The organism is Pseudomonas sp., assembly GCF_036404235.1.
GTDB lineage: Bacteria > Pseudomonadota > Gammaproteobacteria > Pseudomonadales > Pseudomonadaceae > Aquipseudomonas.
This window is the reverse complement of sequence record NZ_DASWOT010000148.1, coordinates 28,017-49,079: the sequence shown is the minus strand read 5'-3', so window position 1 is coordinate 49,079 and position 21,063 is coordinate 28,017. Positions and strand designations below refer to the sequence as shown.

Sequence of the window (21,063 nt, the reverse complement as noted above, 5' to 3'; positions counted from 1 at the left end):
GAACGGTCGATGAGTGGCATATGCCCGTCGGCGCACATTCTACCCGCAGAAGGCAGCGTTCGAGCCACAACTTCGCCTGCATCGGCCACCCCACGAACTCCCATGACGGCCCGAGGTCACTATCGATGCGCGGGCCAGAGCCATTGGCTTTGCCCTTGAGGGTGATCCGTTATCACCGTCATCACCGAGGACGTCTTTTATGTTGTGGTTGTGGATTGCGATTCTGCTGATCGGCGTGGCCGCCTTGGCGCACCGTCGAGTTGCACCGTTGCCCGCGCTGGGAGCGGTGGCGGTTTATCTGTTGGCGATGGGTGTGTTTAGTCACGCGCACGCTTGGCTGATGACGATTTTCTGGGGGTTGTGGCTGGTCGTCGTGCTGCCACTGGCGCTGCCGGATTTGCGTCGCCGCTATTTCAGCGCGCCGGTGTTTGCCTGGTTCAAGAAGGTTCTGCCACCGATGTCACAAACCGAGCGTGATGCAATCGATGCCGGTACGGTCTGGTGGGACGGTGAACTGTTCAGCGGACGGCCCAACTGGAACACGTTGCTGGCGTATCCGAAAAGCCAATTGAGTATCGAAGAACAAGCGTTCATTGACGGACCGACCGAAGACCTGTGCGCGATGGTTACCGATTGGGAAATCGGCCAGGCGATGGACCTGCCTCCAGCGGCATGGGCGCACATCAAGGAACACGGCTTTTTCGCTCTGATCATTCCCAAAGAATACGGCGGTAAAGGCTTTTCGGCTTATGCACACTCTCAAGTGGCCATGAAGCTGGCAACCCGCAGCGGCGATCTGGCGTCGACGGTGATGGTGCCCAACTCACTGGGCCCAGCCGAGTTGTTGCTGCATTACGGCACTGATGAACAACGCAATCATTACCTGCCGCGGCTGGCGCGTGGCGATGACATTCCCTGCTTCGCCCTGACAGGGCCATTGGCAGGCTCAGACGCAGGCTCCATGCCGGACACTGGCGTCATCTGCAAAGGCCAGTGGAACGGTGAGGATGTCATTGGCCTGCGCCTGAATTGGGAAAAGCGCTACATCACCCTTGGCCCGATTGCGACCCTCCTCGGCCTGGCATTCAAGGCGTTCGACCCCGAACATCTGCTCGGCGACGAAGAGGACCTGGGCATCAGCCTTGCGCTGATCCCCACTGATACACCGGGTGTGGAAATTGGTCGTCGCCATTTACCGCTGGGCGCGGCCTTCATGAATGGCCCGAACTCCGGCAAGGACGTGTTCATCCCGCTCCAATACCTGATCGGTGGCCAGGAAATGCTCGGCAAAGGCTGGATGATGCTGATGAATTGCCTGTCGGTGGGGCGTTCGATCTCGTTGCCCGCTGTCGGCACCGGGGCCGCCAAGTTCACCAGCCTTGTGACCGGCCAGTACGCGCAAATTCGCGAGCAGTTCAACGTGCCATTGGCAGCCTTCGAAGGGATTCAGGAGTCGCTGGCACGTATCGGAGGCAATGCCTGGCTGATGGACAGCGCACGCATACTGACCGCCAATGCGGTTGATCTGGGCGAGAAACCGTCGGTGCTGTCGGCCATCCTCAAATACCACCTGACCGAACGCGGGCGTGAGTGCATCACCCATGCGATGGACATCCATGGTGGCAAAGGCATCATCATGGGCCCGAACAACTATCTGGGTCGAAGCTGGCAAGGTGCGCCGATTTTCATCACGGTGGAAGGCGCGAACATTCTGTCGCGCAACCTGATGATCTTCGGTCAGGGCGCCATCCGCTGCCACCCGTTCGTGCTCAAGGAAATGGCCTTGATCGGGCGTGAAGATCACGACCGAGCGCTCGCGGAGTTCGACACGCTGCTGCTGCAACACATTGGTTTTGCGGTGGGTAACGCAGCCAGTACGTTCATTCTCAATCTCGGTTTCGGGCATTTCGAATCGATGCCGGGCGATCGCCTGAGCCAGGGCTACTTTCGCGCGTTGAACCGTCAGGCGGCAGCATTTGCGATGCTGGCTGACTTGAGCATGATGCTGCTCGGCGGCGAGCTTAAACGCCGCGAACGTCTGTCGGCACACCTGGGTGACGTCCTCAGCCACCTGTATCTGGCCTCTGCTGCGCTCAAGCGTTATCACGATCTGGATTATCCGGAGCACTTGGGGTCGCTATTGCGCTGGTCCATGGAGGAAGCACTGGGTGAGTCCGAACGCGCGCTCGATGAACTGCTGAGCAACTTCCCCAATCGTCTGTTGGGGGCATTGTTGCGCGTGGTGGTGTTTCCGTTTGGCCGCCGCCACAAGGGCCCTTCGGATGTACTGGACGCTGAAGTGGCTGAAATACTCGGGCGCGGTAAAGGTGATCCGGCGCTGGAATCACTGCTTGGCGGTTGCTACCGCCCCACCTCGCCGGATGATTCAGTAGGCGCGCTGCAGCACGCCAGCGAATTGCTGTCGGCCAGTCAACCCTTACACAGCAAATTGCATCACGCGCTGAAAAGCGGTCAGGTCAACCCGGTCGTCGGCGAGCCATTGACCGATACAGCGCTGAACGCAGGCGTGTTGCAGGCAGGTGAAGCGCAGCAACTGCGTGCAGCCGAAGCCGCGCGACGCAAAGTGATCGATGTGGACGATTTTGACAAAGAAGCGCTTAAGCTCGGGGCGGGCAAAGTACGCTGACGCACACCAGAGTCTGTTGCCGTTTAGTTGGAGCCACAACCAGACGATCACAGACCCTGGCAAACCCACGCATTTGCATCAAGGGCTGCTTGCTCGTTTCCAGGTGCGGCGCCCCCTCTATAGAAGCTACGCGTCACCCTCGATACCCCCCCCGGCGCGAATCATCTGTCATCCAATCATCTCAGAAACGGCCTACGCTGAAACTGGAAGCAGCCGAACAAATTTACAGACGACTTTCATACATGTCCGACAGTCAGGCGCATTTGTTAAACGCTAGAATCCACACCCCATTCTGCCGTTGAAGGACGCTGCCATGACGGCGTTACGCTGGACAACTCTGGCACTGCTCACTATTGGCTATGCCGTTGCGCTCACCTACGGACAGCTCAGCGTCCCCGCCGTGATGACAATCGGCCTGTTGATCATGGCCGGCATATGCGTCAATCATTTCAGCCACTGGGCAGTCCGTGCCTTTGGCCATCTATTGTTTATTGCGTTGGCTATAGGCTTGACCAGCCACTGGTTGCCGGGTTTCCTAAACGCCAGGGCCATTGCTGCCGTGCGCTTGAGTGCCAACGCCGAGCCGTTCTCGATGTTCCTCAATCTCGACAAATCACTCATCGGCTTCTGGGTCGTTCTTGCCTGCCCCTGGGTATTTCATCGAGTCGCCATCGCCCGCTTGGCTGTCGTCACCTCATCCACCTGGCTGGTGACTACCACCATTTGTATGGTCACCGCCATGTTCCTGGGCATCATCGCCTGGACACCCAAATGGCCAGAGCAAACTGGCATCTGGATGCTCAACAACCTGTTGCTGGTCACCCTGACTGAAGAGCTGTTGTTCCGCGGGTATATTCAGGGCGGCCTGAGCCGACTGTTTAAACGTTTACCGTATAACGATGTACTGACGATTGCGCTGGCTTCGGCAGTCTTTGGCCTGGCCCATGTCGGTGCAGGATGGCAGTGGGTACTGCTGGCAGGACTCGCAGGTCTAGGTTATGGCATTGCCTATCGGCTCGGCGGTTTAACCGCAGCAGCCCTGACCCATTTCGGTCTGAACCTGGTGCATTTCACCCTTTTTACCTACCCGATGTTCAATCGCTGAGGCTTGATCCAGCGCGATCCGATTTTAGATACAGTTCACACGCTCAATTTTTCGCGAGACGAGCCGATACACCGTCAAAGCCTTTTTGGATTGACAGCCTCATGCGTAATAATCAGCCCATCACCCAGCGTGAACGCACATTCCCCGCGCAACAACGGTTGATTTCAACCACAGATGCGCGGGGTGTGATCACCTATTGCAACGATGCCTTCGTTGAGATCAGCGGTTTTTCCAACGATGAGCTGCTCAAGGCACCCCACAATACCGTGCGCCACCCCGACGTTCCGTCGGCCGTGTTCGAACACATGTGGTCGACGCTCAAGCAAGGTCAACCATGGATGGGAATCGTCAAGAATCGCTGCAAAAATGGCGACCATTACTGGGTAAATGCCTATGTGACGCCGATCTTTGAAAACCAGCAGGTGGTTGGCTTCGAATCGGTACGGGTCAAGCCCACCACCGAGCAAATCCGCCGTGCCGAAGCACTGTACAAGCGCATCAACAGTGGCAAGTCCGCCGTGCCTGGCCGTGACAAATGGCTTCCAGCCCTGCAGGACTGGCTGCCGTTCATTCTGGTTAGTCAGCTGAGCTTTCTGATTGGTGTCTTGCTTAACTCGTATTGGGGCTTCGCCCTCGCCGCCGTGCTGTCCGTTCCCTTGGGCCTATTGGGCCTGGGCTGGCAGCAACGCGGGATCAAACGCTTGCTGCGCCTCGCAGAACAGACCACATCGGACCCGCTGATCGCTCAGATGTACACCGACAGCCGTGGCCCACAAGCACGCCTGGAAATGTCGATTCTCAGCCAGCAAGCGCGCTTGAAGACTTGCCTGACCCGCCTGCAGGACACCGCAGAGTACCTGACCGATCAAGCCAAACAATCCGACAGCCTGGCCCAGTCCAGCTCCAGTGGCCTGGAACGTCAGCGTGTCGAAACCGAACGAGTCGCCACTGCCGTTAACCAAATGGCCACCACCACTCAGGAAGTCGCCAGCCATGTGCAGCGCACCGCCGATGCCACGCAACAAGCCAACGAGCTGACCCGCCGTGGCCGCGACATCGCCAGCGAAACCCGCGAGGCCATTCAGCGGCTGTCTGTATCCGTCGGCGAAACCGGGCTGACCGTAACCCAACTGGCCAAAGACAGTGATGAGATCGGCGGCGTGGTTGACGTCATCAAAGGTATCGCCGACCAGACCAACCTACTGGCCCTCAACGCCGCCATCGAAGCTGCCCGCGCAGGTGAAATGGGGCGCGGGTTCGCGGTCGTCGCCGATGAAGTGCGCCAGTTAGCGCAGCGCACAACAGAGTCCACAGGCCAAATCCACACCCTCATCGCCAAACTGCAACAGACCGCCAATGCTGCCGTGCAAACCATGAACACGGGCCATCGCCAAGCGGAAGAAGGCGTTGCACGCGTCCTTGAAGCCGACAAGGCCCTCGTGGGTATCAGCGACGCGGTGGCGCATATCACCGACATGACCACACAAATCGCCGCTGCCACCGAAGAGCAAAGCTCCGTCGCCGAAGAAGTCAGCCGCAACATCAGCACCATCGCTCAACTGGCCGACCAAACCTCTGACGAAGCCCGCCGCTCCGCAAAACTCAGCGCAGAACTTACCAGCACCGCCAACACCCAGTATTCATTGGTAGAGCGGTTTAACCGGTAAACGCTAACTGCACCCTCCAGAGCCCCGGCAGATGTTTTTGCCGGGGCTTTTTGGTTATGGGATTGTATTCAGAAAGTAGGAAATTTCTGAAAACAAGTGATGGCATTGTTTCAGCCAGTAAATACAGGACCCTGGTTAAAAGCACAGGGTTGACAGAGACAACACACTCCTATTAGTTGAAATGCAGATGAGATAAATAGTTACCGCACAGAGTGGGTGATTATCTGATCTGCAATTATCAATTTCAGAGCACAGACAGCCTCAAACTCGACGGCTGCAGATGCTCTTTGGAGAGGCTTATGAAAACTTCCGCACTTAAATATACTTTTGCCGCACCTGTTGTCGTGGGCGCCGACCCAGTGGATGGGTTGTTACAGACGACAGATCTGGATCGGCCTGTACCTGTCAATATTGAGGTATGGAATGGAGTGGAACCCGGCTATTTTATGCAGCTAAAACTTAACGGTGAGCTTGTCGGAGATATCTACACATTTAATGAGTCGGACATACCGAGCGATTTTGTAACCCTGACACTTAGCGAAAAGCTTCTGGATCACGATGGCGTGTACGACCTAGCCTTTAGCGCGACGGGGCATCACAGCTTGGTCACTATTGACTCCCCCAGCATCTACTTCAAAGTAGACCGCAGCACACCTGGCGCAGCACTTTTAAGCCCGATCATTTTCCCAGAGGTCACCTTGGGAGATAATTTGGCAGGCCAGATTCCAAGCTATGCAGGCATGCAAGAAGGCGATTTAATCCAAACCGTATGCAATGGAGTCCCCGGGCCGGTCCATTCTGTTGTCGCTGATGAACTTTCACATCAACCTGTAAACATCATATTCGAACGCAGCTTTCTACAAGACCTGGGACGCGAGACTGTTTTGATCGAGTACTTCGTAACCGATCGGGCAGGTAATATTTCGATCATGTCGTTGCCTGTATACCTGACGCTGCAAGTCTGAGTTGACCGTTGCCAGCTCCCCTCCAAAGCGCGGTGTCCAACAGCTCGCCGCGCACTGAAAGTAAAAACACACACGAATACGTAAATATATTACGTGCCACACCTCACCTACCAGAAGTCGATACGGACGGCTTGGTAGCACCACAGAACGCCTTGCAGATGCCGTGACTACCCGCCTGCGAATAGATCGCTATGCGCTGGATGCAGGAATGTTGGCGGCAAAATGACTGCGTGATGACTGACCGAGCAGGTAACACCTCGATAAATTCCAACCCATTTTGATCATGCCTGAAGTGTAACAAAATTATTTACCCACTCATTTGAGCGTATGCAAAAATAAAATCAACTCATTTAACACCCAGAGCAGAGGATAATCCGTATTAATGAATGTTTTTACAAATAAAATCTCTTTCCAGACTTCCTGATAACGTACAGAAATATGGGAAACATCTGTAATATCGGTCTTACATATTGTGTGAAAAATAAATATATACCTACAAAAAACGCCCGAAACCATTACTTAACGTCGAAAAACACAGCTTGAAAAATTTTGCAACACCCCAACCTTTAAGCAAGGATTCCCACCCCTACCTGTGCAAATCAGAAAGTTGACATCAAGAAATTTCGAACTGAACATATGTCCACGGATCGCTCATCCTACAGCTCAAACTGTAAAATCCGAGTACATTTCAAATTCATTATAAAAATCTTACGGAGCTGGTATGCGAAATGATGACGGAAACAAGCCGCGGATCGGGCACGACATCGATGCATCCCGTATCAAACGTCAAGAAAGTGAAGAAAACGCACAACCAGCCGATGAACCGTCACGGTATCCAACAAGCTCGGACTTCATTGGCTCGCTGGACTTTCTGGACGCAGAGGATTCAGTTGATGTTTACAAGGAGGCATTGAAACGTGCGCCCGGTTTTCCGTGGTCACACACGACGGTTGGCAACAAGCCGGTCATATTGCTTGCTCCTTATTTAACGGGAGTAGACGTTGACAGGATAACACCGGAACAAATTGTTGCAGGTGTATATATCAACATCCCTCGGTCAAAAACGTTGTGGAAAGGAGATCATATAAAGGTGGTCTGGGGCTACAACACCTTTTACACCACCCTTGAAGAGAATCCACACCGGGATGAACCGCGATTGGTTCAATACCTGAACAGTGAACAACTGGTCAATTATCAAAACGGCGAAGTGCATGTTCACTATGAAGTTGTACGTCGATCACGACTGGTGGGAGTTTCCGAACGGCTTAAGATCAACCTGGAGGGAAAGGGCAGACCTAGATCCGGCACACGCCGACGCTCAATGAGAAGAAAGGGGTTCTAATAGGAACGAAAAATCCCAGCTATTTAACGTAGCTGGGATTTTCCTGGGGTCTACTACCTAACCGACTACAGTCAGAAGGCCAACTTCAGTCCTATGTTTGCCCCCCATGGCTGCTCCACATGCTCGCCTTTCATGTAATCAAAATCGGCGTGCAGTTGAAGACGCTTGGAAAGCGAAACAGCAACACCCGCACCGAGCTCTGCCCGAGAGCCGAACAGGTTGTTGTCAAAACGAGTGTCGTTGACTTTCACCTCATTGCTGCGAGCAAACTCATGGGCCATGGCGACGCGAACATAAGGCTGCACGACGCTGCCATCGTCAAGAGTAAAGTTACGACCTGCCGTCGTCCCGACTTTACCCAGCACCGATTGAGTGCGACTGTTCTTCGCCGTCAGACCGTTGCTCATCGTGTAGCTGTCACCCCCGATCAACACGCCAGACACTTGAGCATAGGGTTCAACGAAATAATCATCGCTCAGGTTGAAATGCCTGCCGAACTCCACCGACCCGCCGACACCGGTGTTGTTGTAACGACCTTTGGTCTTGCTGCCGTCGGTCATCGCAACATCCGACTCATTACGGAACTTGTTGAGTTTCAGCACGCCGTCCAGGTAATACCCCTCCTCGAACAGCCAGGTACCGTATGCGCCGACGTAGTAACTGTTGACCGTACCAGATGTACCGCGACTCAAATCCAGATCGGACTTGCTGTAACCGCCCATCAAGCCCAACACCAGGTTGCCGTTAATGACTGGTATCGGCGCATCGGCACCGAACGACAAGCCCTGTTGTTGCTGCTGATAGTCAATACCGGCCGACGTGCTGGCATTGAAGCGGTTGCCATAGGTGCGAATCCATCCACCCCCTTCTTCCTGACCCCGTACCTCCCCCATGCGGCTGCGCAACGTCGCCAGCTCGCTGTTCCATATCGCCGGAGCAGCGTTGAACAACGCCAGCGCGCTTTGCGTGGAAGGACTGATGGTTTTGCCTTCACCCACGATAAACCAGTCAGTGCCCTGTTTCTCGAGCAGGTACGAATAGGCCCCCAGGTCGACACGCTCGCCAGTCAAACTGAACTCTGCATCGCCGCCTTCAGTGTGGACGACCAGAAATGGGTCGAATTCCGGTGATACGACTTCAACCCCTGTATTTTTTATGTCCAATAGATGGTTACCATTGGCTTTCCCGTTCACCTCTAACAAATCACCTTGAATTGAATCCAGATTGATGCGCATGCTGAAGAAGCCACTCCCCGAAAGCTCACCCAACGAAAGGGTATGAAATCCCTCGCCACGAAAACTGACACTCCCATTCTGAAGAGAAAGGGACTTTGTAGAATTATCAGTTATTAGCTCCCAGCTCGCCGAAGAGCCCACCAGAACGCTGTCACCGTTTATTATATTCCCGGACAAATGTGCATTATTTTGCAAAACCACATCCAGGGTGCTATTTTCATCAGCTACAATATTTCCTTCTAACTTGCTGTCATCCACGGTAAATCTAACAATGCTTGAGTCTTCAACCTCAAGTAAATTGCCATTTCCTGAACGCAACTCAGCACCATTTTTTATGAGTACATCCGCACTGGTGGCCGTAACATAAGGCTGACCTATCTTTATTGCAGCACCGGACAATCCTTCGACAACAGAATTATCAATAATTACTTCCGTTTTGGTATCCCCTAGTCCCTCCCTGTAAGTACCATCGTATATCTTTAATCCATTCGCAGTACCGACGATATAGCTACGCTCGGAGGCAACCAACTTACCACTGGCGACCGTAATACCTACACCTTCTTTAATATCACTACCATTTCCAACGACCTTACTATTGGTCAGTGCCAGCGACCCCCAAATTCCTATATTTACTCCCGCACCGGCCCCCAAAATTTCGCTCTCTTTGGCAGTCACTATTGAACCAGGCTTCAACGAGCTCTCGATTGAACCAATGCTTAGACCAGACCCAATCTCATTTCTTATGATCGACCCGTTAACGTCAGCAAAGCTGTCAACCAGCACAATCCCGGAAAGCACCTTGCCACCATTAATATTGACTGCGCTCTCGCGCGAGACAATCGCATCAACGACTCCCCCCTCCAGTACGTTCAAAGTACCTTTATTGCTAACGCTGTATGAATCTAGAGGTGTCAAGCTATTGACTATCTCAACTCTATTATCAACAACGACTGTATTTACATCCGCGCCATTTATTTGAACTATCTCTCGGTCTTCTTCTAAGCCCCTCTCTTCTGTATCACTTTGACGTTCTCCATCCGCATTTGAATTCACAGCAAAACCGAGACCAGCCGAAAGCACCAAGACTCCCATACAGTATTTTGGAAATTTACGTTTTCTACTCATCAATCGCGACATCATAAGCACCCAGATATTTACCAGAGCACACATAATCGACTGATACGATAATTTTCCAAGAGAATAAGCTTCATAAAAAATGTGGGAAAATTCCCAATATGACGTAGCCTCCAACTTACTGTAGACAGCACATAAGCAAGACTGAATAGAAGGGGCTACACAAAAAAACAAATATTTACCACCACCTATTGACACGCCTAAAAAAAACCTATTACGTCCAACGTAACTGATCGATATGGCATCTGTCTATTACCGATGGATCAGTACTCCCTGTAGCGACTTTAGATCTCAGGGGAAAATTCTACATATAAAAAATCAAACAATCAGAGCGAAAACATCATGAACACACAACAAAAACCAATCATTATCCCAAAGCAAAGACCTCGTGCAGATAAGCCCCGCATTCTTGATGCTCCAAATATCCCTGTGGCTTTTCAAGACAACGATACACCAGGATTACTGCCTATCAGATACCTGAACGATCCGGTTGAAGTGACGCTAGAAGTCTGGGCAGCCGCCGGCCCCGGATTTAAGTACCAACTCGTTTGGGATGGCCAGAATGAGGGACCCGAGAAGGAAATTTCGATTGATGACCAGCCCGGCGGCCCCCTGACGCTGGAAATTCCCGTACCGCTTTTGACCGAGGGTCGCCACCAAGTTGCCTACAGGACTGTAAACCCTGTTAGCCTCGTGGAAAATTTTTCATATGAATTTGATGTCGTAATCGATAAAACCGCGCCCGGCTCACCTGCACTAGGAGTAGTCGAATTCCCCTACCAGGTCGCAGACGGGCTGACTGCAGCAGAGCTGGATGAGATGGGAGGGACGCTTATCGCGAGCATCCCTGGGTATACAGGTATGGCCAAGCATGACGCCATTTATATCAACTGGGGAGGTTCGCCTGTACCAGTAGTTCACGTGAACGAAACTGACATGGGACTTGAGGAGGTCAAAGTCAGTTTTGACCGTGAGTTCTTGGTAGGTATTGGCGACGGCGAGAAACAAATCCACTACAAAGTATATGACCGCGCAGGCAATGTTTCCATTGACTCTAACCATTTAACCGTTCTTCTAAGTTTAAAAGAAATCCCGACGGACTTTCCTGCGCCGATTATCGATCCTGCCGTTGGGACTCTAGTGGATTTTACTGAGGCTCAACTAGGCGTTCAGATTGATATACCCGCCTATACCGATCCAGCAGCGGGCGACCAGATCAGAATGTTCTGGGGCGAGGATAACCCTATGGCACCTGTTCGACTGCCAGAGGGCAATGAGGATGATGATATAGTTTTGAGTCTCCGTGTTCCGTTTGAAACCATCAACCAAACACCTGTCGGCACTGTAACTATTAGCTACGAGGTTACGCGAGACGGCAAAATTATCGGTCGCTCACTGGGTAGCTCGATAGACGTTTTTTTGACCTTGCCTATTACTCAGCCCGTACACGAATTGATTGTACAAGGCACCAGCGTCGAAAACCCCAATATCGAAGATAACTTTATCGATGAGGATGACTATGAGCTGAATGGGCGTGGAATTATTAAATGGAATAATGATTTCCAGGTAAGCGACAACCTTAATCTGTATTGGGGTAGCCAAGTAAAGCAGCAATGGTACCAAATAAAATTTGGTGATATCCAGGCACAAAAAGACATACTTATCCCAATCGACAATAACATCATCAAGGCTCAGGGAACAGGCGCCGAAGTACCTGTTACTTTCACCGTAACCAGAGATGGCAATCCGAACACATCAAAAAGTCCAATTCAGCTCGTCACTGTACGATCCAAGGAAGATTTACCGGGTGGTAGCGACGGATTGGATGGGCCCGTATTTAAATTGAATGCAGTCGGTGTTATCGCTCCAATTCTCAATCCTGACGGGGCAGAAGTTTATGTACCGCCATATTTAAATATTGATACTGGGCAGACTCTCATACTCAATTTCTCTGGATTCGACGATAACAATAACTTGATTGAAGCAGCCAATTTTACCGACTCACGAGGTCTTGACGCGCAAGATGAAGTTAACGGGTATACGTTTAAAGTCCCCTATGTAAATCTCCGAACCATCTGTACTGGCTTCGCTGAAGCCACGCTTCGGGTAGAGCCTGTCGCCGGTAGCAATCAAAGCCCTGTCAACTCAAAACTTACAAGAGTTCCAGTACATATGCTCGACTCAATTGAGTTGAGCTGTTCAATCTCCTAACTGATCGCGGGTTGATTCCAACCCGCTTCTCTTCAGAAAAACAACAAACCGACATTAGGACAGTTTTTATGCAAAACACTTCAGACCACACTATCAGCGACCAACTTCCGCCGCCGATGATTCCTGTTGCCTTTGATAACGGGCTGCTGCCAATAGACTCTTTGACAGAAGCTGTTAAAGTAAAACTACAAGTATGGCCTTCGGCGATGACCGACTTCACATATCAACTACTCTTTAATAACTCACCCATAGGCGAAAAAAAACAAATTCTGGATACAGACAATCCTGGCGATTTTCTAGAATTGGCAATCCCTCTCGAATATCTGAGTACTGAAGGCCAACACAGTGTTGCTTATCAGACTTGCAACAATAGGAGCGAAGTTTGTAACGACTCACAAACCATAACCATCACAATCGATAAAACTGCGCCCGGCGCCCCACAACTCGCCCCCATCATCTTCCCCAACCTGATCCAAAACGGTCTCACGTTATCGGAGCTGGAGTCGCTGAATAACATCCTGCCCGGTACGATCGCCGGTTACAGCGGGATATTTGAAGACGACGTCATCCGCACCTATTGGGGGTCGATTGAAGGCCCGATCACATCGGTCGTCACCAACGACATGGGACTCAAGCGAGTCATGATTGAGTTCCCTCGTGCATTTCTGGAGCAAGTGGGCGATGGTGAGGAATCTGTGTACTACACAGTGATAGATAAGGCGGGCAACCTATCGATCCCTTCCGACTCGGTATCGGTCAAACTTGAGCTGTCGGCCATCGCTCCTCTTCTCCCCCCCACCGTCAAAGAAGCCGTTGGCGACACGCTTGATCCTGCAGACGCTATCGCTGGCGCGACCGTTGTCATCGGCTCCGCTGCTAATTTGAAAGTCGATGACTTCGTTTCGGTAATTTGGAGAGCGCCAAAGAACAGCACCATTCGAGACGTACGAGTGACAGATGCACAAGCGGGTAAAACGTTGGAAGTGCGGATTCCCAGCGACTCGGTCAGTGAGAACGATGGGCAAACTGTAGAAATCTACTACAGAGTGACCCGCACCAGCGGCGTCGAGCAAGAGTCAGCCGTCGTGCCGTTAAAAATCCGAAGCACAGTGCTTGAACTACCCGCGGTGAGTATGGATACGGTGGGCGCAGATGGCATCGTTCGACCAGCACTGATTGCGGAGTCCGGTGCCGTAGTGCGCGTCAGTTATCCCGACATGAAGACCGGAGACATGGTCATGGTGCGCTGGATGGGCGCCTCTATTGTGGGTACCCCCGCGCAAACGGTCGTAGGCCAGACACCATTGGCATTCACGATTCCAAAGCCAGCGATTACTGCCACCGTGGGGGGTAGCGCGTCAGTGAGTTACTTCGTCAAACGGGGCAGCGTGGAGCGCGAGTCTCAAAAGCTGGCCCTGACAGTGGTCTCCGGGCTGGAAATGGACACCTCGCCAGCAACGCTCAATGGCAAGATCTATCTGCTCCCCGGCTGGCCAAACGTCTTGCCCGCGTTCCCCAGCGGCACCTCGGTACAGCGCACCCCCCGTAGCGGTCGCCCGCCGTATGCCTACGTTTCAAGCAATCCGGCGATTGCCCATGTCGACAGCCAAGGTCTTGTAACGGTACGCAGTAACGGCAACGCCTCCATCACGGTGAGCGACAGCGCCGGTGAAAAGAAAAGCTACCCCGTGCACGTTTCAGGCGTCATTCAATGCCTGAGTGTGGGTGTAGGGAGCGTGGCACAGGTTTCCAATGCAGCATCAGGCGTACAAGCACGCCTGCCGAACATTAAAGAATTGGGCGAGATCTTTAACGCATATAGAGGACGCTGGCCGATGGCCGCTGGGCTGTATTGGTCCAGTACGCTGGCATCGCAAAACCTCGTTGGCATTAAGTGGTATTACGCGAAAAACCTGAGCACGGGTCAGGACTTCAAATACGTCGAACACAATCAGGCCTTCGGTGTAGGGCTTCGATAACACGCCTAACTGTCCATTCATCCTCGGAGGGCCATCCAGATCCAGGCCCGCTACCCTGCAGGTGCTGCTTTGACACAGCGCCTGCGGGGCTCAGCTCCGTGTGGACAAACACATTCAATAGAGAGAGATATCATGAAGGCATCCGTACATCTCCCCGCCTCTAATCCCCACTGGCCAATGTCCGCGTGGGCTGGACAATTCCAGGCAGTGATCAACGACAAGCCCTTCGTCGCAAACCGCATCATGGGCCGATCCTGCTGGCGTTCGGAACTGCGAGGCACACCCCGTCGCAGAATCTGGAAGATCCTTGCGTCCGGCCATGTCGCCCGACAAGGCACCAGCATCGGCTTCTACATCGATCAAACGCTGACACCCGGCACTTACAACCTGGTCGATAATTTTGACATCAGCGTCGTGTATCACCTGACACCTCGTCAGGTCGCTCGGGTCTATCACTCACGGCATTTACAGATGGGCAGTTTGGCCCTGTTGCAATGCGACCAGGAATCCAGGCGGCTGCGCGGGACCTTCGATTTCGGCATGTCATCGATCAAGTTCCACGTAACGGCAGGCACGTTCGACCTGCCATGGATCGATGATCCCCTGGATGGGTCAGCTCAATAAACGTCGAGCGATGTGCTCAGCCGCATCCTGCAGGCAAGCTTCGTAGCTCAGACCCGACGCCTTTAGCGGCTTGAGGTCATGATTGGCGGTAGGTAGCCAATACACATCGATGGCAGGCGACAGCGCATACCCGTCAACAACCTGCCGACTGCCCAGGGCATCACGCTCGCCTTGAATGATCAAGGTGGGGGTTTTTAGATAAGCCAAATGCGCCACCCGGGGGGTCTCCGGTTTGCCCACGGCGTAGAACGGATAGCCCAGGCAGAACAGCGCATCGACCTTCAACTCATCAGCGATCAGACTTGCCATGCGTCCTCCCATGGACTTGCCGCCAATCGCCAACCGCCCCGAGAGCTGCGGCCGTACCTTTTCATATACCTGGCGCCAGCACTCCAACAGCTTGGGCTGCGGATTAGGCGGGCGCTTGCCGCCGTCGACTCGTCGCTGTGCCATGTAGGGAAATTCGAAGCGCAATACGCCGATATTCAAATCCGCAAGCCGCCGGGCCATGTCGTTCATGAATTCGCTGTCCATCGGTGCGCCAGCGCCATGGGCCAAAATCAATGTGGCCGAGACTTCACTGAGTACCTGCTTGGGCGGGTTCCATAGCCAACCCTGCTCCGTTGCCAATTTCGCACAGTGATTTGTATCACTGCTGCTCTTTAACCCGTTGCTCACATTTGCCTCGCTGTTGATCCGTCGTACGCTCAGGAAGGCGGTCATTATGCCGTACTCAATCGAGTCGCTGGACAGCCTGGGTTCAGGTCTACTTGAGTAGGGTCACCCAAGTCATATGCCTGCTCAGGCCAAACTTTTTGGGCAATGATGAGGTGCAATTGTTAACGGCTTACGGAACAACACTCAGCCTGATGTTCAAGTAACACAGACAGAGTAACGTTTCAGCATGCTCTTAAAGTATTGAACACCGCGCCTTGCAATGGGGCGCGGTGTTTCAGTGCGGCTGCGCGGCCAAGTGTCGCAGTTGTTATGTATGCGACTTCCCAGGCCCGCCTTTCGCGACTAAGCTTGCCCAGTAGTGGACTGGCAATAGCTGGCCGCAGGTCAAGTGAAGGGATTATGCACGGCATTTATTGGCTTGCGATAACGACCGAGGTCTAACGGTTGTAGAGCAGGCATAAACCCTGATTGGCAGCGCGGTACGTGCAGCTAATCACGCGCGCAGCCTCACTTGATCTGTCTGCCCCGCCTTTTCGGTCCGCTTGGGCACGTTCTCTTTGCGTTTCACTACGCCGGGCTGTGCCTGAAGGGCCACGATTCAGCTTTTCGCAAACGTTGCTGCGCGTTCGCCGTGCTGCAAAGTGTCTACGCTTAGCCTGTCTTGCGGTCGATGGTTACCTCTAATAAATATTCGAACCGTGGAACCTTAGAATGAGCACAGCAATCAGCCCGACGGCTTATAACTACAAGGTGGTCCGCCAGTTCGCCATCATGACGGTGGTCTGGGGGATCCTTGGCATGGGGCTTGGCGTTTTCATCGCCTCGCAACTGGTGTGGCCTGACTTGAACTTCGGTCTTGCATGGACCTCGTTCGGACGCCTGCGCCCCTTACACACCAACCTTGTGATTTTCGCTTTCGGGGGTTGCGCGCTGTTTGCCACCTCCTACTACGTTGTGCAGCGAACCTGCCAGACGCGATTGATTTCCGACAGTTTGGCGGCCTTCCACTTTTGGGGGTGGCAGGCAGTGATCATCGGCGCAATCATCACCCTCCCGCTGGGCTACACCACGACCAAGGAATACGCCGAGCTGGAATGGCCAATCGCTATCCTGCTGGCGGTGGTCTGGGTCGTCTACGCGGTGGTGTTTTTCGGCACCATCGTCAAGCGCAAGACCAAACACATCTATGTCGGCAACTGGTTCTATGGCGCGTTCATCCTGGTCACGGCGATGCTGCACATCGTCAACCACATCTCGCTTCCAGTGAGCTTTTTCAAATCCTATTCGGCCTACGCTGGCGCCACCGACGCGATGATTCAATGGTGGTATGGGCACAACGCCGTGGGCTTTTTCCTGACCACAGGTTTTCTCGGGATGATGTATTACTTCGTGCCCAAACAAGCCGAGCGTCCGATCTACTCCTATCGTCTGTCCGTCGTTCACTTCTGGGCGTTGATTACCCTTTACATCTGGGCTGGCCCGCACCATTTGCACTACACCGCACTGCCTGACTGGGCGCAGTCGCTGGGCATGGCAATGTCGATCATCCTGTTGGCGCCTAGCTGGGGCGGCATGATCAACGGCATGATGACCTTGTCGGGGGCTTGGCATAAGTTGCGCACCGACCCGATCCTGCGCTTTCTCGTGGTGTCACTGGCGTTCTACGGCATGTCGACTTTCGAAGGCCCGATGATGGCAATCAAGACCGTCAACTCGCTGTCCCACTATACCGACTGGACCATTGGTCACGTACACGCCGGGGCCTTGGGCTGGGTCGCGATGATCTCCATCGGCTCGCTGTACCACATGATCCCGAAAGTCTTCGGTAGGCCGCAAATGCACAGCATTGGCTTGATCAACGCGCACTTCTGGCTGGCGACCATTGGCACCGTGCTCTATATCGCCTCGATGTGGGTCAACGGTATTACCCAAGGCCTGATGTGGCGAGCAATCAACGACGACGGCACCCTTACTTATTCGTTCGTCGAAGCGCTGCAAGCCAGCCATCCGGGTTACATCGTCCGCGCCCTGGGCGGTGCGTTCTTCGCCAGCGGCATGTTGTTCATGGCCTACAACATGTTCCGTACGGTGCGTGCCTCGAACCCTGAAGAAGCAGAAGCCGCCGCGCAGATCGCTGTCGTGGGAGCCCACTGATGATCAGACACGAAACACTCGAAAAAAACATCGGCCTGCTGTCGTTGTTCATGGTCATCGCGGTCGCCATCGGCGGCCTGACGCAAATCGTGCCATTGTTCTTTCAGGACGTCACCAACAAACCGGTCGAGGGCATGAAACCCCGGCCAGCCCTGGAGCTTGAAGGCCGCGATGTCTTTATCGCCAATGGCTGCGTGGGTTGCCATTCACAAATGATCCGACCGTTCCGTGCCGAAACCGAGCGCTATGGGCATTATTCGGTAGCCGGTGAGAGCGTCTGGGATCACCCGTTCCTGTGGGGCTCAAAACGCACCGGGCCTGATTTGGCACGCGTCGGCGGTCGTTACTCCGATGACTGGCACCGCGCACATTTATATAACCCGCGCAACGTGGTGCCTGAGTCGAAAATGCCAGCGTATCCGTTCCTGGTCGAGAATCGACTCGACGGCAAGGATACGCCGAAGAAAATGGAAGTCTTGCGCACCCTGGGCGTGCCGTACACCGATGAAGACATCGCCGGTGCCACCGCCGCCGTCAAGGGCAAAACCGAGATGGATGCACTGGTCGCCTACCTGCAAGGCCTGGGCACTCTCATCAAAAGCAAACGGTGATCGCGATGGATATCGGAATGATTCGAGGTCTCGGCACCCTTGTTGTGATGGTGGCCTTTATCGGTCTGGCGCTGTGGGTGTTCAGCCCACGACGCAAATCGGAGTTCGACGACGCGACCATGCTGCCCTTTGCTGACGACCCAGAAGCACTCAAACAGGTCGAGCAGGCACACGTTTCCAGGAGCCACAAACAATGAGTACGTTTTGGAGTCTGTACGTCATAGTCCTCACCCTGGGTACGATTTTCTGTCTCAGCTGGCTGTTGCTGGCGACTCGCAAGGGCCAGCGCGCCGAAGTCACCGATGAGACAGTCGGCCACTCCTTCGACGGCATCGAGGAATACGACAACCCGCTGCCCAAATGGTGGTTCATGCTGTTCGTCGGCACCATCATCTTCGCGCTTGGCTATCTGGTGCTCTACCCAGGATTGGGCAACTGGAAGGGCGTGTTGCCGGGTTACGACTACGTTGACAACGACAAGCAGACCCAGTTTTCCGATGGGCAAACCGGATGGACCGGCGCCCATGAATGGGAAAAGGAAATGGCCCGCTCGGACGCACGTTTTGGACCGATCTTCGCCAAATTCGCATCAATGCCCATCGAAGAGGTCGCCAAGGACCCTCAGGCGCTGAAAATGGGCGGTCGCCTGTTCGCTTCCAACTGCTCGGTGTGTCATGGTTCCGACGCCAAAGGCGCCTATGGCTTCCCCAACCTGACCGACGCCGATTGGCGCTGGGGGGGCGATCCTCAAACCATCAAGACCACGATCATGGGCGGTCGCCATGCGGTCATGCCCGCGTGGGGCGAGATCATTCAGGATCAGGGCGTTCGCGATGTCTCGGCGTACATCCTCACCCAACTCTACAGCCGCAAATTACCGGAAGAGGCCAAAGCCGATCCGGCCGCAGGTCAGAAAATCTTCGCCGCCAACTGCGTGGCCTGCCACGGCCCGGATGGTAAAGGCACCGCCGTTATGGGTGCCCCCGACCTGACACGTCCGGCAGCGTTTATCTACGGATCGAGCTTCGCCCAGTTACAGCAAACCATCCGCTATGGCCGTCAGGGACAAATGCCGGCGCAGGAACAACTGCAGGGTAATGACAAGGTGCATTTGCTGGCGGCCTACGTATACAGCCTGTCGCATGGGGAGAAAACGGCTGAATGAGTTAAAGCTTAGGTAGCGGACACCGTTTCTGTAGAAACTGCCGTTGGCGGCCTGACAATGACTACCTGACCCCGGCCGGCATGCACTGGCCGGGGCATTTTTCCACTGCCGTGGGATGCACTGATGAGCAACCAGATTCCGGTACATGACGTCACGCCGCCTGCAAAAAAAGACGACGACACGATCGACCTCTACGCCTCTCGGGAAAAGATCTATACCCGGGCCTTCACCGGTCTGTTTCGTAACCTGCGCGTGGGAGGCGGAGCGTTATTGTTTGCCCTGTATTTCGGCACGGTCTGGCTGGACTGGGGCGGCCATCAGGCAGTCTGGTGGAACCTGCCAGAGCGCAAGTTCTACATCTTCGGCGCCACGTTTTGGCCTCAGGACTTCATTCTGCTGTCGGGCATTCTGATCGTCAGTGCCTTTGGGTTGTTCTTCATCACCGTATTTGCTGGCCGTGTCTGGTGTGGCTATACCTGCCCGCAGAGCGTCTGGACGTGGATTTTCATGTGGTGCGAAAAGGTCACCGAAGGCGACCGTAACCAGCGCATGAAGCTCGACAAAATGCCCATGAGCGCCAACAAATTCGTCCGCAAATTGGCCAAGCACAGCCTATGGTTGATCATCGGTTTTGTTACTGGCATGACGTTCGTCGGTTACTTCTCGCCGATCCGCGATCTGGTCATTGAGTTTTTCACCGGCCAGGCGGATGGATGGTCGTATTTTTGGGTCGGATTTTTCACCCTCGCCACGTATGGCAACGCAGGCTGGCTGCGCGAACAAGTGTGCATCTACATGTGCCCGTATGCGCGTTTCCAGAGCGTGATGTTCGACAAGGACACGCTAATTGTTTCCTACGACCCACGCCGTGGCGAGAAACGCGGCCCGCGCAAAAAAGACGCGGACTACAAGGCACAAGGGTTGGGCCACTGCATCGACTGCACCATGTGCGTGCAAGTCTGCCCCACCGGCATCGACATCCGCGATGGCCTGCAAATCGAGTGTATCGGCTGCGCCGCATGCATCGACGCCTGCGACACGATCATGGACAAGATGAATTACCCTCGCGGCCTGATCAGCTACACCACCGAACACAACCTGTCCGGCCAGACCACCCATAAACTGCGTCCACGCCTGATCGGTTATGCCGTGGTGTTACTGGCAATGATCGGCTTTCTGGTCGGTGCGTTTTTCATGCGCTCACTGGTGGGTTTCGATGTCAGCAAAGACCGCGTGCTGTACCGCGAGAACGCCGAGGGCCGAATCGAAAACGTCTACAGTCTGAAGATCATGAACAAGGATCAGGTGGACCATACCTACCTGCTGGAGGCTACCGGCTTGCCGGATCTGAAACTGCAAGGTCGGCGCGAGATCAGAGTGCCTGCCGGCGAAATCATGAGCCAGCCGGTGGAATTGTCAGTCTCACCCGAGCAACTGCCGTCGAGCACCAACGAGGTGAAGTTCATCCTCAAGGACGCCGACAACAGCGGCACTGAAGTACAAGCCAAGAGCCGATTTATCGGCCCGCCCGTTCGTTGAGAGACGT

15 protein-coding genes are annotated in these 21,063 nt (G+C 54.0%); 13 read left to right on the top strand and 2 right to left on the bottom strand.

Annotation, left to right across the window (positions count from 1 at the left end; genetic code table 11):
• Positions 1-199 precede the first annotated feature (199 nt).
• The 5 genes from VGC62_RS18570 to VGC62_RS18550 all read left to right on the top strand — a co-directional run bounded on the left by VGC62_RS18570 (position 200) and on the right by VGC62_RS18550 (position 7,726).
• On the top strand, positions 200-2,647 hold the full coding sequence (locus tag VGC62_RS18570) for an acyl-CoA dehydrogenase (protein ID WP_331188542.1): 2,448 nt from the start codon (positions 200-202) through the stop codon (positions 2,645-2,647).
• Positions 2,648-2,960: 313 nt separating this feature from the next.
• Complete coding sequence (locus VGC62_RS18565; protein WP_331188541.1) at positions 2,961-3,752, top strand: CPBP family intramembrane glutamic endopeptidase; 792 nt, start codon at positions 2,961-2,963, stop codon at positions 3,750-3,752.
• 101 nt (positions 3,753-3,853) lie between these two features.
• A complete protein-coding gene (locus VGC62_RS18560) occupies positions 3,854-5,419 on the top strand; it encodes a PAS domain-containing methyl-accepting chemotaxis protein (RefSeq protein ID WP_331188540.1) in 1,566 nt (521 codons plus the stop codon).
• A gap of 299 nt (positions 5,420-5,718) precedes the next feature.
• Positions 5,719-6,384, top strand: coding sequence for a hypothetical protein (locus tag VGC62_RS18555; protein WP_331188539.1), 666 nt, complete (start codon positions 5,719-5,721; stop codon positions 6,382-6,384).
• Positions 6,385-7,105: 721 nt separating this feature from the next.
• Complete coding sequence (locus VGC62_RS18550; protein ID WP_331188538.1) at positions 7,106-7,726, top strand: hypothetical protein; 621 nt, start codon at positions 7,106-7,108, stop codon at positions 7,724-7,726.
• Between the two features lie 71 nt (positions 7,727-7,797).
• Here VGC62_RS18550 and VGC62_RS18545 read toward each other — a convergent pair whose 3' ends face one another.
• A complete protein-coding gene (locus VGC62_RS18545; RefSeq protein ID WP_331188537.1) occupies positions 7,798-10,086 on the bottom strand; it encodes an autotransporter outer membrane beta-barrel domain-containing protein in 2,289 nt (762 codons plus the stop codon).
• Positions 10,087-10,437: 351 nt separating this feature from the next.
• On the opposite strand from VGC62_RS18545, the gene VGC62_RS18540 reads away from it, so the two are divergent.
• The 3 genes from VGC62_RS18540 (at position 10,438) to VGC62_RS18530 (ending at position 14,909) form a co-directional block, all read left to right on the top strand.
• Positions 10,438-12,306, top strand: coding sequence for a hypothetical protein (locus VGC62_RS18540; protein WP_331188536.1), 1,869 nt, complete (start codon positions 10,438-10,440; stop codon positions 12,304-12,306).
• A 68-nt stretch (positions 12,307-12,374) separates the two neighbouring features.
• Positions 12,375-14,285 carry an Ig-like domain-containing protein gene (locus VGC62_RS18535; protein WP_331188535.1) on the top strand — a complete coding sequence of 637 codons (1,911 nt, stop codon included), beginning with the start codon at positions 12,375-12,377 and terminating at the stop codon, positions 14,283-14,285.
• Positions 14,286-14,417: 132 nt separating this feature from the next.
• Positions 14,418-14,909: a hypothetical protein gene (locus VGC62_RS18530; RefSeq protein WP_331188534.1), complete on the top strand. Its 492-nt coding sequence runs from the start codon at positions 14,418-14,420 to the stop codon at positions 14,907-14,909.
• Here the strand turns inward: VGC62_RS18530 and VGC62_RS18525 are convergent.
• Positions 14,898-15,587, bottom strand: coding sequence for an alpha/beta family hydrolase (locus tag VGC62_RS18525; protein ID WP_414705821.1), 690 nt, complete (start codon positions 15,585-15,587; stop codon positions 14,898-14,900). The genes VGC62_RS18530 and VGC62_RS18525 overlap by 12 nt on opposite strands.
• Positions 15,588-16,298: 711 nt before the next feature.
• Between VGC62_RS18525 and ccoN the strand changes: the two genes are divergently transcribed.
• The 5 genes from ccoN to ccoG all read left to right on the top strand — a co-directional run bounded on the left by ccoN (position 16,299) and on the right by ccoG (position 21,056).
• Positions 16,299-17,741, top strand: coding sequence for a cytochrome-c oxidase, cbb3-type subunit I (gene ccoN, locus VGC62_RS18520; protein WP_331188532.1), 1,443 nt, complete (start codon positions 16,299-16,301; stop codon positions 17,739-17,741).
• The gene (gene ccoO, locus VGC62_RS18515; protein WP_331188531.1) at positions 17,741-18,352 is read left to right on the top strand and encodes a cytochrome-c oxidase, cbb3-type subunit II; all 612 of its coding nucleotides are present in this window, start codon (positions 17,741-17,743) and stop codon (positions 18,350-18,352) included. Before ccoN ends, ccoO begins: the two co-directional genes overlap by 1 nt.
• A gap of 5 nt (positions 18,353-18,357) precedes the next feature.
• Entirely contained in the window at positions 18,358-18,549 is a 192-nt protein-coding gene (locus VGC62_RS18510; RefSeq protein ID WP_331188530.1) for a cbb3-type cytochrome c oxidase subunit 3, read from the top strand.
• Positions 18,546-19,517: a cytochrome-c oxidase, cbb3-type subunit III gene (gene ccoP, locus VGC62_RS18505; protein ID WP_331188529.1), complete on the top strand. Its 972-nt coding sequence runs from the start codon at positions 18,546-18,548 to the stop codon at positions 19,515-19,517. The genes VGC62_RS18510 and ccoP overlap by 4 nt, the downstream gene beginning before the upstream one ends.
• 123 nt (positions 19,518-19,640) lie before the next feature.
• Entirely contained in the window at positions 19,641-21,056 is a 1,416-nt protein-coding gene (gene ccoG, locus VGC62_RS18500; protein WP_331188528.1) for a cytochrome c oxidase accessory protein CcoG, read from the top strand.
• Positions 21,057-21,063: the final 7 nt, after the last annotated feature.

What these genes read in the sequence shown, in the direction of transcription:
- VGC62_RS18570 (WP_331188542.1), top strand. Translation starts at nt 200, where the DNA reads ATGTTGTGGTTGTGGATTGCGATTCTGCTGATCGGCGTGGCCGCCTTG.
- VGC62_RS18565 (WP_331188541.1), top strand. Translation starts at nt 2,961, where the DNA reads ATGACGGCGTTACGCTGGACAACTCTGGCACTGCTCACTATTGGCTAT.
- VGC62_RS18560 (WP_331188540.1), top strand. Translation starts at nt 3,854, where the DNA reads ATGCGTAATAATCAGCCCATCACCCAGCGTGAACGCACATTCCCCGCG.
- VGC62_RS18555 (WP_331188539.1), top strand. Translation starts at nt 5,719, where the DNA reads ATGAAAACTTCCGCACTTAAATATACTTTTGCCGCACCTGTTGTCGTG.
- VGC62_RS18550 (WP_331188538.1), top strand. Translation starts at nt 7,106, where the DNA reads ATGCGAAATGATGACGGAAACAAGCCGCGGATCGGGCACGACATCGAT.
- VGC62_RS18545 (WP_331188537.1), bottom strand. Translation starts at nt 10,086, where the DNA reads ATGAGTAGAAAACGTAAATTTCCAAAATACTGTATGGGAGTCTTGGTG.
- VGC62_RS18540 (WP_331188536.1), top strand. Translation starts at nt 10,438, where the DNA reads ATGAACACACAACAAAAACCAATCATTATCCCAAAGCAAAGACCTCGT.
- VGC62_RS18535 (WP_331188535.1), top strand. Translation starts at nt 12,375, where the DNA reads ATGCAAAACACTTCAGACCACACTATCAGCGACCAACTTCCGCCGCCG.
- VGC62_RS18530 (WP_331188534.1), top strand. Translation starts at nt 14,418, where the DNA reads ATGAAGGCATCCGTACATCTCCCCGCCTCTAATCCCCACTGGCCAATG.
- ccoN (WP_331188532.1), top strand. Translation starts at nt 16,299, where the DNA reads ATGAGCACAGCAATCAGCCCGACGGCTTATAACTACAAGGTGGTCCGC.
- ccoO (WP_331188531.1), top strand. Translation starts at nt 17,741, where the DNA reads ATGATCAGACACGAAACACTCGAAAAAAACATCGGCCTGCTGTCGTTG.
- VGC62_RS18510 (WP_331188530.1), top strand. Translation starts at nt 18,358, where the DNA reads ATGGATATCGGAATGATTCGAGGTCTCGGCACCCTTGTTGTGATGGTG.
- ccoP (WP_331188529.1), top strand. Translation starts at nt 18,546, where the DNA reads ATGAGTACGTTTTGGAGTCTGTACGTCATAGTCCTCACCCTGGGTACG.
- ccoG (WP_331188528.1), top strand. Translation starts at nt 19,641, where the DNA reads ATGAGCAACCAGATTCCGGTACATGACGTCACGCCGCCTGCAAAAAAA.